Origin of the sequence: Pseudoxanthomonas sp. (assembly GCF_027498035.1) — a bacterium.
Taxonomy (GTDB): domain Bacteria; phylum Pseudomonadota; class Gammaproteobacteria; order Xanthomonadales; family Xanthomonadaceae; genus Pseudoxanthomonas_A.
The window spans coordinates 3,377,227-3,391,303 of sequence record NZ_CP114978.1; the positions used below are offsets into that span (position 1 = coordinate 3,377,227).

12 protein-coding genes are annotated in these 14,077 nt (G+C 66.0%); 5 read left to right on the forward strand and 7 right to left on the reverse strand.

Annotated features, from left to right (window positions below; translation table 11 throughout):
* Positions 1-21: 21 nt before the first annotated feature.
* Both O8I58_RS14755 and O8I58_RS14760 read left to right on the forward strand, forming a co-directional pair.
* Complete coding sequence (locus O8I58_RS14755; RefSeq protein ID WP_298317626.1) at positions 22-891, forward strand: tryptophan 2,3-dioxygenase; 870 nt, start codon at positions 22-24, stop codon at positions 889-891.
* A 220-nt stretch (positions 892-1,111) separates the two neighbouring features.
* Complete coding sequence (locus O8I58_RS14760; protein WP_298317629.1) at positions 1,112-2,638, forward strand: peptide MFS transporter; 1,527 nt, start codon at positions 1,112-1,114, stop codon at positions 2,636-2,638.
* An 80-nt stretch (positions 2,639-2,718) separates the two neighbouring features.
* Here O8I58_RS14760 and O8I58_RS14765 read toward each other — a convergent pair whose 3' ends face one another.
* Positions 2,719-3,258, reverse strand: a complete 540-nt coding sequence (locus O8I58_RS14765) for a MarR family winged helix-turn-helix transcriptional regulator (RefSeq protein ID WP_298317632.1) — start codon at positions 3,256-3,258, stop codon at positions 2,719-2,721.
* Between the two features lie 77 nt (positions 3,259-3,335).
* Between O8I58_RS14765 and hppD the strand changes: the two genes are divergently transcribed.
* Positions 3,336-4,445 carry a 4-hydroxyphenylpyruvate dioxygenase gene (gene hppD / locus O8I58_RS14770; protein WP_298317636.1) on the forward strand — a complete coding sequence of 370 codons (1,110 nt, stop codon included), beginning with the start codon at positions 3,336-3,338 and terminating at the stop codon, positions 4,443-4,445.
* Positions 4,446-4,500: 55 nt separating this feature from the next.
* Positions 4,501-5,859: a homogentisate 1,2-dioxygenase gene (gene hmgA / locus O8I58_RS14775; RefSeq protein WP_298323033.1), complete on the forward strand. Its 1,359-nt coding sequence runs from the start codon at positions 4,501-4,503 to the stop codon at positions 5,857-5,859.
* A gap of 10 nt (positions 5,860-5,869) precedes the next feature.
* Here the strand turns inward: hmgA and O8I58_RS14780 are convergent, their stop codons facing one another.
* Positions 5,870-6,421 (reverse strand): hypothetical protein, encoded by a 552-nt coding sequence (locus tag O8I58_RS14780; protein WP_298317639.1) that lies wholly within the window; start codon positions 6,419-6,421, stop codon positions 5,870-5,872.
* Positions 6,422-6,580: 159 nt separating this feature from the next.
* Between O8I58_RS14780 and O8I58_RS14785 the strand changes: the two genes are divergently transcribed.
* On the forward strand, positions 6,581-7,201 hold the full coding sequence (locus tag O8I58_RS14785) for a lectin (protein ID WP_298317642.1): 621 nt from the start codon (positions 6,581-6,583) through the stop codon (positions 7,199-7,201).
* 110 nt (positions 7,202-7,311) lie between these two features.
* On the opposite strand, the gene O8I58_RS14790 is transcribed toward O8I58_RS14785, so the two are convergent.
* The 5 genes from O8I58_RS14790 to O8I58_RS14810 all read right to left on the reverse strand — a co-directional run bounded on the left by O8I58_RS14790 (position 7,312) and on the right by O8I58_RS14810 (position 13,578).
* Positions 7,312-8,604 carry an APC family permease gene (locus tag O8I58_RS14790; protein WP_298317645.1) on the reverse strand — a complete coding sequence of 431 codons (1,293 nt, stop codon included), beginning with the start codon at positions 8,602-8,604 and terminating at the stop codon, positions 7,312-7,314.
* Entirely contained in the window at positions 8,601-9,404 is an 804-nt protein-coding gene (locus O8I58_RS14795) for a L,D-transpeptidase family protein (RefSeq protein ID WP_298317648.1), read from the reverse strand. Before O8I58_RS14795 ends, O8I58_RS14790 begins: the two co-directional genes overlap by 4 nt.
* Before the next feature lie 19 nt (positions 9,405-9,423).
* A complete protein-coding gene (locus O8I58_RS14800) occupies positions 9,424-10,275 on the reverse strand; it encodes a MurR/RpiR family transcriptional regulator (protein ID WP_298317651.1) in 852 nt (283 codons plus the stop codon).
* A gap of 850 nt (positions 10,276-11,125) precedes the next feature.
* The gene (locus O8I58_RS14805) at positions 11,126-12,223 is read right to left on the reverse strand and encodes a dipeptide epimerase (protein WP_298317652.1); all 1,098 of its coding nucleotides are present in this window, start codon (positions 12,221-12,223) and stop codon (positions 11,126-11,128) included.
* Positions 12,220-13,578: a C40 family peptidase gene (locus O8I58_RS14810; protein ID WP_298323036.1), complete on the reverse strand. Its 1,359-nt coding sequence runs from the start codon at positions 13,576-13,578 to the stop codon at positions 12,220-12,222. Before O8I58_RS14810 ends, O8I58_RS14805 begins: the two co-directional genes overlap by 4 nt.
* Positions 13,579-14,077: the final 499 nt, after the last annotated feature.

The following is a 14,077-nucleotide window of genomic DNA, read 5'->3' on the forward strand; positions in this document are numbered from 1 at the left end:
TTCGATGGCTTGGCGCTTTTCATGCAGATCCAGGACAACCAGCGGCCGCTGGAAGACGGCATCCACACCGATCTGGCCGGTCGCACCACTTACGGTGGCTACCTGCACCTGGACCGGCTGCTGTCGGCCCAGCAGCCGTTGTCCAGCCCCGCCCACCACGACGAAATGCTGTTCATCGTCCAGCACCAGGTGTCCGAGCTGTGGATGAAGTTGATGATCCACGAGCTGAGCGCGGCGCTGGACTTCCTGCAGCGCGACCAGGTCTGGCAGGTGCGCAAGGTGCTGGCCCGGGCCAAGCAGGTGCTGCGCCAGCTGACCGAGCAATGGTCGGTGCTGGAGACGCTGACGCCGTCGGAATACATGGGCTTCCGCGATGTGCTGGGGCCCTCGTCGGGCTTCCAGTCCCTGCAGTACCGGCAGCTGGAATTCATGCTGGGCAACAAGAACGCGGCGATGCTCAAGGTGTTCTCGCACGACCCGGCCGGCCAGGAGGCCCTGCGCGGTGCGCTCGAAGCGCCGAGCCTGTACGAGGAATTCCTGCGCTACCTCGCACGCTTCGGCCACGCCGTGCCGCAGGAGCACCTGGAACGCGATTTCAGCCACGCGCACGTGCGTGACGAGGCGCTGCTGCCGGTGTTCGAGCGCATCTACCAGGACACCGACCGCTACTGGCGCGAGTACTCGCTGTGCGAGGACTTCGTCGACCTGGAAACCCAGTTCCAGCTATGGCGCTTCCGCCACATGCGTACGGTGATGCGGGTGATCGGCTTCAAGCGCGGCACCGGCGGTTCGTCCGGGGTGGGCTTCCTGAAGCAGGCGCTGGAGTTGGAGTTCTTCCCGGAGCTGTTCCAGGTGCGCACGGTAGTCGGGCTGGCGCCACCGCAGCCCTGATGGGTCCGGTGGTGTTTCGCAGGAAAAGACGGACCGTCATTCCCGCTTGACCCGCCATACGACTGCTAAAAGCCGCGGGAATGACGGGCTCGGAAGCTGACGGACGTTGCGCCAAGTTGGTTTCATTTGACGCGAAGGGCTCGCAGCGGCGATCCTGCCGTGTCCCCCTGATGGGACGCTTTGTTTCTCTTTTTGCAATTCTTTCAAGGGGATATGACGCATGACCGTGGAAGCCAAGTCGCCCACGCTCGAACCCGTGCCACCGATGCCAGGCGATCCGCCGGCCTTCGGCACCCTGATGGGGCATCCGCGTCCGCTGTGGATGCTGTTCATGACCGAGTTCTGGGAACGCTTTGCCTTCTACGGCATCCGCTGGGCGATGGTGTTGTACATCGTGGCGCAGTTCAAAGGCGGCGATCCGGCCGGTGAAAAAGACGCCAGCCATCTCTACGGCGCCTATCTGGCGCTGGTCTACGCGGCCGCGATCTTCGGCGGCTACATCGCCGACAAGCTGATCGGCTACCAGCGCGCCATCCTGACCGGCGCGGTGATCATGGCCGCCGGCTTGTTCATGCTGGCCGCGCCGACCGAGCCGCTGTTCAAGCTCGGCCTGGCCACGGTGATCGTGGGCAACGGCCTGTTCAAGCCGATCATCTCCACCCTGGTGGGCAAGATCTACCGGCAGGGTGACGAGCGCCGCGATTCGGGCTTCACCATCTTCTACATGGGCATCAACCTGGGGGCGATGATCTCGCCGTTCCTGACCCAGATCCTGGCGCAGTACGTGTTCGGCAGCGACGGCATGCCGGCCTACAAGGTGGTCTTCATCACCTCGGCCATCGGCATGGTGCTGAGCTTCGTGTGGTTCCTGTTCGGCCGTTCGGTGCTGCAGGGCGTGGGCGAGGCCGATGCGGCGCAGGCCAGCAACTCGCGCCTGGCCAGCGTGGTCGTGGTGAGCCTGGCGATTGGCATCCCGCTGTTCTATTTCCTGCTCAGCATCGACGCGAAGATCCTCAACTGGATCCTGATCGCCTGTTTCGTGGTGCCGGCGATCATGCTGGCGGTCGAAGGCGTGCGCGAAGGCACGGTCGCGCGCGACAAGGTGTTCGCGATGCTGATCATCCTGGCCTTCAACGTGTTCTTCTGGTGCTTCTTCGAACAGGCCGGCAGCAGCTTCACCTTCCTGGCCGACAAGGTCGTCAACCGCGACCTGGGGTTCATGGAGTTCCCCAACGCGTGGTTCCAGTCGGTCAACTCGGTGGCGATCATCGTGCTGGCACCGATCATCGCGTGGATCTGGCTGCGCATGGGCAAGAACAACCCGAGCATCCCGCGCAAGTTCAGTTTTGGCCTGATCTTCAACGGCCTGGCCTTCCTGCTGCTGATGTTCGCGCTGTCCAGGCTGGTGGACCCGGCCAGCGGCAAGATCCCGTTCTGGACGCTGTTCGCGGTGTACTGGATCCAGTCCATCGGTGAGCTGTGCCTGTCGCCGATCGGCCTGTCGATGACGACCAAGCTCGCTCCGTCGCGCCTGACCGGCTTCGCCATGGGGGCCTGGTTCCTGTCGGTGGCCATCGGCAACAACCTGGCGGGCCTGTTTGCGGGCGAAGCCAGTGGCGATGCTGGCATGACCGTGCAGAGCGCCTATTCGGCCTATAGCCAGGGCTTCTGGATCCTGATGGTCGCCGGCGTGCTGCTGTTCCTGGTTGCCCCGCTGGTCAACAAGCTGATGCATGGCGTGAAGTAACGCGCCCGCCAGTGCCTGGAACGAAGAACGCCGCGGTCACCCGCGGCGTTCTTCGTTCCAGGCACTGGCGCTTGGGTGGATCAGCTCTCGGAAGGATTGACCTGGGCCGAGGACACCGGGCTGACCGGGACGTCCTTCAACCCGGACACCAGGCGCTCCATGCCTTCGCTGCCCAGTCGCTCCATCAGGTGGTGCAGTTGGGCCAGCTCTTCGGCATCGAGCACCGACAACAGCCGGTGCTCGCATTCCAGGACCAGCGGCGCGACCGTGTCGTGCAGGGCCTGGCCCTTGGTCGACAGCGCCAGTACCGAGCGGCGGCGGTCGTCGCCGTGGATGTCGCGGCTGACCAGTTCGCGTTCCAGCAGGCGGGCGACCGCGCGGCTGACGGCGACCTTGTCCATGGCGGTCTGCTCGGCAACCTCGCCGGCCGACAGGCCGGGATAGCGCGCCAGGACGCACATGGTGCGCCACTCGGTCATCACCAGCCCGAAGCGCCGGTAGTACTCGGCCGAAATCGCCTGGCTGACGCGGTTGGACAGCACGCTCAGCTGGTAGGGGATAAAGGTTTCCAGCTGCAGGGTGAGCGGCTGGGCGGGCGGCAGGGGATCGGGCTGGGTCATGGTGCGCTGCGGCTTGCTGCTGGTTTCAGATGAAACTATGCTGCCGCGAGTTCCTTTGCAAGTAGGGAGAAGTTTCCATGAGTGCCCAGCCCTCCATGCAGGCCCCCGGAACGAACGTGAAAGATGCCACGTTCGACAACCCGATGGGCATCGATGGCTTCGAATTCGTCGAGTTCGCCGCGCCGGCCGGCCAGGGTGGCCAGTTGCACGACTACTTCCGCAAGCTCGGCTTCACCCAGGTGGCCCGGCACAAGACCCGGGCGATCAGCACCTACCGGCAGAACGACTGCACGTTCCTGATCAACGAGGATCCGGATTCGTTCGCCGCCGACTTCGCCGCCCAGCATGGTCCCAGCGCCTGTGGCTTCGCCATCCGGGTCAACAAGCTGGCCGAATGGGCGCGCGTGCAGGCACTGAAGAACGGCGCCGAGCAGATCGGTGCGCGCGAACTGACCAAGGCGGTGGCCGCGCCGGTGATCAAGGGCATCGGCGGCTGCATGCTGTACATCGTCGACCGCTACGACAGCACCGGCACCATCCACGATCCGGACTACGAATGGCTGCCCGGCGTGGAGCGGATGCCGAAGGGCTTCGGCCTGACCTTCATCGACCACCTGACCCACAACCTCTACGCCGGCAACATGGCGCAGTGGGCCGACTACTACGAGCGGTTGTTCAACTTCCGCGAGATCCGCTACTTCGATATCAAGGGCGCCAAGACCGGCCTGCTATCCAAGGCGATGACCGCGCCGGACGGCATGGTCCGCATCCCGCTCAACGAGTCGACCGACCCGAAGTCGCAGATCAACGAATACCTGGACGCCTACAAGGGCGAAGGTATCCAGCACATCGCCTGCTTCACCGACGACATCTACACCACGGTGGAGCGGATGCGCGAGGCGGGCGTCGAATTCCTGGACACGCCGGAGACCTACTTCGAGGTGATCGACCAGCGCATCCCCGACCATGGCGAGGATGTGCCGCGCCTGACCCGCAACAAGATCCTGATCGATGCGGACGTGGAAACGCACAAGCGCAAGCTGCTGCAGATCTTCACCCAGAACGCGATTGGTCCGATCTTCTTCGAGATCATCCAGCGCAAGGGCAACGACGGTTTCGGCGAAGGCAACTTCCAGGCGCTGTTCGAAAGCATCGAGCGCGACCAGATGCGGCGTGGTGTGCTGTAACGCTTAGCGCCCCTCTTCCTTCAGGAGAGGGGTTTTGAATATCGCGAGCATCGAGATGGCTGCCAAACTCAACCCCGAGTACATGACCGGCTTCGGCAACCACTTCACCAGCGAAGCCATTGCGGGCGCGTTGCCGGTCGGGCGCAACTCGCCGCAAAAGGTGGCGTTCGGCCTGTATGCCGAGCAGCTGTCGGGCACGGCGTTCACTGCACCGCGCGGCGAGAACCGGCGCAGCTGGCTGTATCGGATTCGTCCCGCGGCGATGCATGGCACGTTCGCGCCGTTCGAAAGTGCGCCGCAGTTCCACAACGTGTTCGGCGATGGCCCGGTAAGCCCGGACCAGCTGCGCTGGTCGCCGCTGCCGTTGCCGCAGGCACCGACGGACTTCATCGAAGGCCTGGTCACCATGGCGGGCAACGGCTCGGCCGAAGCCCAGCACGGCGTCGGCATCCACCTGTACGCGGCCAATCGCGACATGGCTGGGCGCTGGTTCTACAACGCCGATGCCGAACTGCTGATCGTGCCGCAGCTGGGTCGCCTGCGGCTTGCGACCGAGTTCGGCGTGATCGACGTCGAGCCGCAGCAGATCGCGGTGATTCCACGCGGCGTGCGTTTCGCGGTGACGCTCCCTGACTTGCAGGCGCGCGATGCGCAGGGAAGTGCGAGTGTCGCGGGCGCAGGATGCGCTGGAGCGAGCGGTTATGTGTGCGAGAACTTCGGCGCGCCGCTGCGCCTGCCGGAGCTGGGGCCGATTGGCGCGAACGGGTTGGCCAACGCGCGCGATTTCGAAACCCCGCAGGCCGCGTATGAAGACATCGAGGGCGACTTCGAACTGGTCGCCAAGTTCCAGGGCCACCTGTGGCGCGCGCACATCGGCCATTCGCCCTGCGACGTGGTGGCCTGGCATGGCAACGATGCGCCGTACCGCTACGACCTGCGCCGCTTCAACACGATTGGTTCGATCAGCTACGACCACCCGGATCCGTCGATCTTCACCGTGTTGACCTCGCCCAGCGACACCCCGGGCACGGCGACCCTGGATTTCGTGATCTTCCCGCCGCGCTGGCTGGTGGCACAGGACACGTTCCGGCCGCCGTGGTTCCACCGCAATGTCGCCAGCGAGTTCATGGGGCTGGTGCACGGCGCCTACGACGCCAAGGCCGAAGGTTTCGCGCCGGGTGGCGCGTCGCTGCACAACGGCATGAGCGGGCACGGACCGGATGCGGCAACGTTCGAGAAAGCCTCGCACGCCGACCTGTCCAGGCCGGACGTCATCACCGACACGATGGCTTTCATGTTCGAGACGCGGGCGGTGCTGCGGCCGACGCGGCAGGCGCTGGAATCACCGCACCGGCAGCGCGATTACCAGCAGTGCTGGGCCGGGCTGAAGCGCAACTTCCAGCCCCCAGCGTAGGGGGCGTCACTCAGGCTTCGAGTGGCTGGCCGATGCGGGCCAGTGCGGGCAGGTGTGCTTCGGGCAGGACTTCGCCCAGGCGCGCCTGCACGCGCTGGGCGTAGCCGGGCGAGGTGAGTTGCGGCAGCAGCATCAGCGCTTCGAGCATGACGTCGACCACCGCGTGTTCGTCGGTGGTGCGATGCAGCTGTTGATGCAGCTGCTGGGCGGCCGGGTCGCGCTGCAGTTCCAGCATGCCCAGCAGGTACAGGCGCGCGGCGACCAGGGAGCGGCGGTGGGCGGCTGGTGGGACGGGCGCAGGGGTGACCGGTGGCGGCGCAGCGGGGGCCTGCACTGGCGCGGCCAGTACGTCATGCAGGGTCGGTTCGGCATCCAGGGTCAGATAGCCTTCGTCGATCAGTGTGGCCACGTGCTGGGCGGTTTCCGGCCCCAGCAGCTGGGTGAGTTCGCCCAGCGAGCGCTGGCCGTCGGCCATGATCAACACCCTCCGCTGGCGCATGTCCAATCCCGCGCGGTGGCGCTGCAGGGCGGTGTGGGCCAGGGCAGTCTTGCGCGGTTGCATGGCAGTGGATCAGGGAGAGTCGGCGCAGGGTGAGCGCTGCAGATGAAACGGCAGTGACATGCGGTCGGCTTTTCGCACAAGGCGCAAGCGGGTGCGGGTTTTCGCTGGATTCACCCTCACGGGCTAGGCTGGCAGTCTTGAAGTGCTGGAGGACCACCCATGAACAAAGCCCTGCTTCCGTTGTCAGCCGCCGTGCTGATCGCGCTGTCAGCCTGCAAGCCTGCCGATGCGCCGCAGCCATCCACCGATGGCGCGCCCCCTGCCAGTACCCCGGCTGCATCGTCGCCGGCGGCGCAGCCGGAACCCGGCGAAGCCTCCGGCCAGTCCACGTCGAGTCCACTGGCCAGCTTCAAAGGCTATGGCGACCTGACGCTGGGCAGCACCGCGGAGCAGGCCAAACAAGCCTGGGGTGGCGAACTCAATAGCAGCACGCCCTCCGAAGCCGGTGCCTGCTACCAGCTGACGCCCAAGTGGGCGACCGACAAGGCCGACGTGGCTTTCATGATCGAAGGCGACCACTTCGTGCGCTATGACGTGACCACTTCCAGCGAAGTCGCGCCGGGTGGTGGCAAGGTCGGCATGACCGAAGCCGAACTACGCGCGCTGTATGGCGCCAAGCTGCAGGCCATTCCGCACAAGTATGTGGAAGGCGGCAAGTACCTGAGTGTCGAAGCCGCCGGTGGCGCCAAGCTGGTGTTCGAAACCGATGCCGATGGCAAGGTCACAAGCTGGCGCGTGGGCCTGCCGCCGCAGATCGACTATGTGGAAGGCTGCGCGTAGGGGCAAAAGCCCGCAGGCGCTGCTTCAGGCCGTAGCCCGGATAAGCGAAGCGCATCCGGGACGGTTCCGCGGGCGTCTGCACCCGGGTGCGGCCTGCGGCCTTACCCGGGCTACGCCTTGCGTGGAAACAGGTAGATCACCGTGCCCACCACGATCGCGGCGCCGACCGCCAGCAGATTGGCCGCGCTGGCACTGCACAGCAGGCCCAGGGTGAGCAGCAGTGCCAGGATCGGAATCAGCGAACCGCCCGGTAAGCGCAGTGCGTTCGGGTTCTCGCGATGGCGCCGTGCCAGCACGATCACCGCCGCTGCCGTGCCGATATAGGCCAGCAGGCGCGTCACCATCGACAGCAGGGCCAGGTTCTCGAACGAGCCGGACAGCGCCAGCGCCACCGACAGCACGCCCTGGGTGATGATCGCCGCGGCCGGCGTGCGGAAACGCGGATGCACCCGTGCCAGGAACTTCGGCCCGAACCCATCCTGCGCCAGTGCGAACAGGAAGCGCGGCCCCAGCATCACCGTGTTGCTGGTGGTGCCCAGGATCGACACCACCGCGCCGACGGTGAGGATCAGCGCCAGGCCTTCGCCACCGAAACGACTGGCGGCGTCAGCCAGCGGCGTGGCCGAATCGGCCAGGCCTGGCAGGGTGCCCATCGCCACCACCTGCACTGCGGCGTAGATCAGCGTCACCAGCGTGATCATGGTGATCAGCGCGAACGGCACATCGCGGCGTGGATTGCGGAACTCGCCGGCGGCGGCCGGGATGTTCTCGAAGCCGGCATAGGCGAACAGCAGCAGCAGCGCGGCCTGGCCCAGGTTGGGCAGGTCGCCCAGGTCCGGCGCAGTGCCGGCGAAGGCCATGTGCCAGTCCATGAAGAACAGGCCGACCACCACGAACAGCAGCAGCGGCACCAGCTTGCCGATCACCAGCGCTACGCCAGTGCGCGCGGCCGAGCGCACGCCGATCACGTTGATCACCGTCAGCAATGTGAGCGAACCGACCACCACCAGCAGCCGTCCCGCACCGGTTGCGGCGTAAGGCCAGAAGCGCGACACCGCATCGGCCAGGCCGTTGCCCAGTGCCGCAGCCGAGCTGATCCGGGTCAGCCAGATCATCCAGCCGACCTGGAAGCCGGCGTAGCGACCAAACGCCTCGCGCGCATACAGGTAGCTGCCGCCAGGCTGGTCGAAATAACTCGCGGCTTGCGCGTAGCACAGCACCAGCAGCGCGACGGCGATGCCGGCCAGCAGCACGGCCCACAGGCTCAGCGGCCCCATCAGGGCCACGGTCGCGGCTGGCAGCAGGTAGATGCCGCTGCCGATCACGTCATTGATCGACAGCCCGACGATCTGCCAGCGGCTGACCGCGCGGACCAGTTGCCCGTCTTGCGGTGCGGCGCTCAATGCGCCAGCCCGGCAGTCAGCAGCGGCAGCGACCAGGCGTGTTGCAGGCGGATGTATTCGGCCCTGGGCAGCAGCACGAACAGCGGCTGCTTTTTCGGATCGAGCCAGGCCTGCAGTGCCTCCATGTTGGCTGGTTCCATCGCCGTGCAGCCGGCGGTGGGTTCGCCCGGCGTGCGCCAGACGTGGGCGAAGATGCAGCTGCCGCGGCCGGGCGTGCCGCTGGCGTTGTGCGCGATCACGAAGCCCTGCTCGTAACGCACGTCACCGTTGTTGTGCAGGTCCAGGCGCATGTGCTCGCTCGCGCCTTCCACGCCGAGCGCGCCGACGTCCTTCTCATCCACGATCTGGTTGTAGAACGGCGAGCCGGGCACGTCGATGCACCAGTTGCTGGCCTGCATCTGCTGGTACTTGAGCCTGGTGTTGACCGAAGCCGCATAGCCGAAGGCTTCGCCGATGCCGTAGATGCCGGCGGGGCTGCGACCGTCGCCTTCGCGCTTCTGCGGGCCGGCCTTTTGCGCGGGGAACACGCCATCGCCCCAGGCGCTGCCGCTCTTGCCGATGGCCACCGCGTACGCCAGCGCAGCCGGCTTCCAGTCCTTGCCATCGCGCACATAGGTCTGCAGGTGGCCCTGGTTGTCGTCCCAGCCGGAGGTGGTGACGACCACCAGCTGCTGGGCTTGCTGCATCTTCGGGATGGCCTGGGCCGGCGTCTTTGCCAGTGCGGGTGTCGCCGCCAGCACGGCCAGCACGGCCAGCCAGCAGGTGGATCGGAGTGGGCGCAGGCGGGCGGGCAGGGGCATGGTCATTCCGAGGGAAGGGTCAGGAATCGAGCAGGTGCTGGACCCGCTCCAGGTTCACCGCCAGCTGCCGCTCGCGGTCGGGGTTGGTCTGGCACAGCAATACAAACACGAAATCCAGCAGCGACTGCAGGGACGAACGATAAAGCAGTTGCTCGATGTGCGGCGCCGGATCATGCGCCGACACCACCAGCGCTGCATCGGCATGGGCGCGCAGCGGGTTGGCGGTGTGGCGGGTGATCGACACGGTGGCCCCGCCGGCATCCTGGAACTGGCGCGAGATCTGCGACAGCTGCGGCAGCTTGCCGAACTCGGAGAACACGATCAGCACATCGCCCGGGCGCGCGGCCGAGACGTTGGTCATCATCAGGATCGAATCGGCGTGGTGCACGGTCAGCACGCCCAGCAATGACAACCGCATGGCGAACTCGCGTGCGAACAGGCCGTCGTCGCCCAGTCCGCACACGAATACCTTCTGCGCCTGGTCGATGCGCGCGACGATCTGTTCGATCAACGCACGGGGATTGAGCAGGCGGGTTTCCTCTTCCGCGGCCGCCTTGCTGCGACGCACGCTGTCCTGCAGCTGTTCGTAGGCATCGCCGCTGGTGCGGGGTGCATCCGGCGAGGCGGGTTGCGGCCCGCCACCGCGCGCGAGTGCCTGGCCGACCGAGTATTTGAGATCCGGATAGCCCTTGAAACCGAGCTTCTGGCTGAACTTGACCACGCTGGACTGGCTGATGCCCAGCGCGCTGGCGAGCTGCTGCGAGGAGTAGTCGCGCAGCAGGTGCGCGTTGTCGAGGATGTAGTCGGCGATGCGGCGCTCGATCGCCGACATGCTGTCGCGTTCGGAACGGATCTTGACCAGGGGCGGCATGGGGTCGTGGTCTCCGCGGGCCATCAGGCGCGCTGTCCGATGTTGCTGTTGTTTGTGCTGGTGCTGGCGCTCTTGCTCTTGGCTCTACCGGGTCCCCATCCGCAGCGGTGGCGCCGGTGGGTCAAACCCCGCAGGGGCGACGCGCATGGATGCGCGGCGTTTTCGGCAGGGGCAGGATGCCCCTTCCGAAAATTCCCGTCGGCGGAGCGGACCCGGAGCGCCGCAGGCGCGCAGGGCGCGGAGGCTGGGGCGTGTTTTCTTTGGGTTACCTTTCTTTGCACGAGCAAAGAAAGGTAACTCGCTCCCCGAAGGGGAGTGAAAGCCTTCGCTCTTGCGAATGCATTGCACCCGGCAATGTTGGTCTTTGCAGCAGAAGTTGTTTTTTCCGTCATCGGAAGGGAGTCGAAAAAACCGAAGCCAAAGCGTTTCACGCCCTGTCGGGCGCGAGTCACTTTTCTTTGCGTGGCACATCCATGTGCCACGTCCTTCGGACCAGCTTCGCTGTCCTGCGCCGCTCCTGCGGCGCAGTGCTCGTGCAAAGAAAAGATAACCAAAAGAAAGCACGCCCTGCCTACGCGCCTTCCGCGCTGCGCGCTCCAGGTCCGCATCCCGGACGGGAATTTTCCGAAGGCACATCCTGTGCCGTCGGAAAACGGCGCGCGTCCGTGCGCGCCGCCCCTGCGGGATTTGACCCGTCCGGCACGCCGCTGCGGAAGGGAACTCGGTGAATCAAGGGCAGGAGCAAAGGCAAGATCACTGGCAACGGCAACGGCAACGGCAACGGCAACGGCAACGGCAGGAGCGGGTCGCTCGCCGTTTGCTGGGCTGCCAGCGCAGACACCGCGCGTCATCACGGCGACAACATCTCCAGCCCACGAATCTCCTGGATACCCAGCCCCGGCGCATCCGGGATGCTGATCTCCGATTCGTTGAACAGCACCCCGCCCACCACCGGGTTGAACTGGCCCAGCGAGGGGCCGTCCAGGTCGATCTTGGTGATCACGTTCGACTTGGCCACCGCCACGTGCACCGCCGCGGCCACGCTGATCGAGGACTCGATCATGCAGCCGATCATGCAGTCCACGCCGTACAGCGCGGCGATGTCGGCCATGCGGATGGCGTTGGAGATGCCGCCGGTCTTCATCAGCTTGATGTTGATGATGTCGGCCGCGCGCAGCTTGATCAGGTCGAAGACCTGCTGCGGGGCGAACACGCTTTCGTCGGCCATCACCGGCGTGCTGACCCGGTCGGTAACGTACTTGAGCCCTTCGATGTCGGCGGCCTTGACCGGCTGCTCCAGCAGTTCCAGGACCACGCCGGCGTCTTCGAGCTTCTGCATGGCATAGACGGCCTGCTTGGCGGTCCAGCCCTGGTTGGCATCCAGGCGCAGCAGGGCGCGGCCTTCGACGGCGGCGTGGATCGCCTTGACCCGTTCGATATCCAGGCCCAGGTCCTTGCCGACCTTGATCTTCAGCGACTCGAAGCCGCGGTCCAGCGCGGACAGCGAGTCGGCGACCATCTTGTCGATGTAGTCCACGCTGATCGTGATGTCGGTGGTGATGAGCGGGTCGCCGCCGCCAAGCAGCTGGTACAGCGGCGCGTCGTACAACTGGGCCCACAGGTCGTACAGGGCAATTTCGACCGCGGCCTTGGCGCTGGTGTTGCGCTCCATCGACGACTGCACCAGCGCAGTCAAATGGTTGAGGTTGGCGATGTCCTGGCCGATCAGGCGCGGTTTGATGAAGTGGTTGATGGCCGCCACGATCGAACCGTGCGTATCGCCGGTGATCACGGCGGTGGCCGCCGCTTCGCCATGGCCTGTATGGCCGGTGTCGGTGCGGATCAGCACGACCACGTCTTCGACCGTGTCGACGGTGCGCAATGCGGTCTTGAACGGAGTTTTCAGCGGCACGCGCAGCATGCCCAGCTGGATATCGGTGATCTTCATTCTTCGGACTTCGGTCGGATGCGCTGGATGTTGGTGATGCGGTCGATGTAGCTCACGGTGTCGCTGGCCAGCATCGGCTCCAGGGGGGTCACCGAGACGCCGTTGAGGTGGCCGGCGACGCGCGCGCCATCGGGGCCGGGCCAGCCGCCACCGGCGGTGTCGTGGATCACATAGGTCAGCCCGCCGACATGGCCGAGCACCACCATCACGTGGCCGGGGATGTAGACCATGTCGCCCAGGCGCAGCTGTTTCACCGCGGCGCTGCGCCTGGCGTCCGGGTCGCTTTCGGAAAAGGCGATGCGGTCCAGCGCCGGGCTCACGGCCTGTTGCGAGGTGTTGCGCGGCAGCAGCACGCCGAACGCGCGATAGATCTCGGAAGTAAAGCCGCTGCAGTCGCGCGCATCGTAGGAATGCCCCCAGCCATAGCGCTCGCCCAGGAATTTGAACGCCTGGGTGATGAAGTTGCGTGGCGTCAGCGGCAGGTAGTCGGCGGCGGTGTCGGCGATGCGCGGCAGCAGTGCCGGCACCAGGTCCAGGGTGCCGTCGTCCCGGCGGATCGGCAGCTGGATCACCCAGGCGGTGTACGGCATCTGGCCGTTGACCGGATCGGTCGGCTTCCAGTCGGCAAGCACCGGCACGCGCACGCCCATGTCCAGCTGCAGTTGCGATACCTGCGGCTGCTCCGGGGTAAAGGTGGTGGTGACGTTCGCGCCAGTGACCACGCGCTGCGGACCGGCCGCGCCGTAGCCGAACACCTGCTGCGCGCTGCCGATGCCGACGTAGCGCTTCTCGATCCATGCACTGTAGCGCTCGCTGGTGACGAACAGCCACTGCCCGTCCCGGCTTTCGTGCAGCACCGCAACCGCATCGCCGGGGAACAGTGCGCTTTCCTGGAAGCGGTCGATGTCGTGATCGTCGGTGCTGCTGAAGACGCGCTGCGCCGTGGGGAAGGTGCGCAGGTCGGCGCGATGGGTCACCAGGCCGTAACGCACCGGGGTGGTCGCGGCGACGGCATCCAGCGCCAGGCGATCGTGCAGGGCATCGAGCACCTTGGCGTCAAGGACCTGGCCTTGCAGGTCATACAACGTGCGCCTGGGCGTGGACGACAGCGCCTGGATGTCTTGCTGCACGGCATCGCGCGACAGCTGCGCGGGCAGGGCCCGCAGGTCGTGGATGGCCGGGTCCTGCGCGCGCATCCGCGCGTTCTGCGCCGCGATGCCGGCGCGGTCCAGCAGGATCCGGTCCGGATGCTGCTCCTGGTCGATCCAATAGGCTGGCGTGAGCTTGGCTGGATTGACGCCGACCACGCCGGTGACCGGGTCGATGGGGACCTGTGGCGCGCTGACATGTGCCATCGCGGGCGTCGTGGCCAGCAGCACCCACAGCGAGGTCGACAGGGCAGCCATGCGCGGCGAGCAGGCCGTGCGACGGCATGCGGAAGAGGGGCCGGTCATGGCGCAGCGCTCGAAGAAAGGATGCGGGGAATAGTTATTCCAGTCCCAAGAAAAATCAAGAATAAATTATTGACCATGATCTTGGCGCGTGTTACATCCATGTGGCGGACTGTGTCATGACACCCGCTTCGTGTGGCAGGGGATGTGCCATTCGGCAAGCAGTGACGGCCATGGACCGAGCGTCGACTCCAGCAGGTGCGTCAGCGAAACAGCGGCCTTCGCCCGTGTGGCGCAGCTGCGTTTCGTCGGCCGTGCCGCGCTCGCCCCTCGCGGGCATGCGGCGCAGGAGTCGTCGACCGGGCCGGGCAAAGGGCGCCATTGACCGGATGGAACCGGTGCAGCGGCCGTGTGCATCAGGTGCGGGTTCCGGAAGGGGAGCCGGGGCGCGCAGCCGGATGGC

Bases quoted from the DNA above. Each gene is read 5' to 3' on its own strand.
- O8I58_RS14800 (WP_298317651.1), bottom strand. From the start codon at position 10,275: ATGCCGCCCCTGGTCAAGATCCGTTCCGAACGCGACAGCATGTCGGCG.
- hppD (WP_298317636.1), top strand. From the start codon at position 3,336: ATGAGTGCCCAGCCCTCCATGCAGGCCCCCGGAACGAACGTGAAAGAT.
- O8I58_RS14765 (WP_298317632.1), bottom strand. From the start codon at position 3,258: ATGACCCAGCCCGATCCCCTGCCGCCCGCCCAGCCGCTCACCCTGCAG.
- O8I58_RS14795 (WP_298317648.1), bottom strand. From the start codon at position 9,404: ATGCCCCTGCCCGCCCGCCTGCGCCCACTCCGATCCACCTGCTGGCTG.
- O8I58_RS14760 (WP_298317629.1), top strand. From the start codon at position 1,112: ATGACCGTGGAAGCCAAGTCGCCCACGCTCGAACCCGTGCCACCGATG.
- O8I58_RS14755 (WP_298317626.1), top strand. From the start codon at position 22: ATGCAGATCCAGGACAACCAGCGGCCGCTGGAAGACGGCATCCACACC.
- O8I58_RS14780 (WP_298317639.1), bottom strand. From the start codon at position 6,421: ATGCAACCGCGCAAGACTGCCCTGGCCCACACCGCCCTGCAGCGCCAC.
- hmgA (WP_298323033.1), top strand. From the start codon at position 4,501: ATGGCTGCCAAACTCAACCCCGAGTACATGACCGGCTTCGGCAACCAC.
- O8I58_RS14785 (WP_298317642.1), top strand. From the start codon at position 6,581: ATGAACAAAGCCCTGCTTCCGTTGTCAGCCGCCGTGCTGATCGCGCTG.
- O8I58_RS14805 (WP_298317652.1), bottom strand. From the start codon at position 12,223: ATGAAGATCACCGATATCCAGCTGGGCATGCTGCGCGTGCCGCTGAAA.
- O8I58_RS14810 (WP_298323036.1), bottom strand. From the start codon at position 13,578: ATGGCACATGTCAGCGCGCCACAGGTCCCCATCGACCCGGTCACCGGC.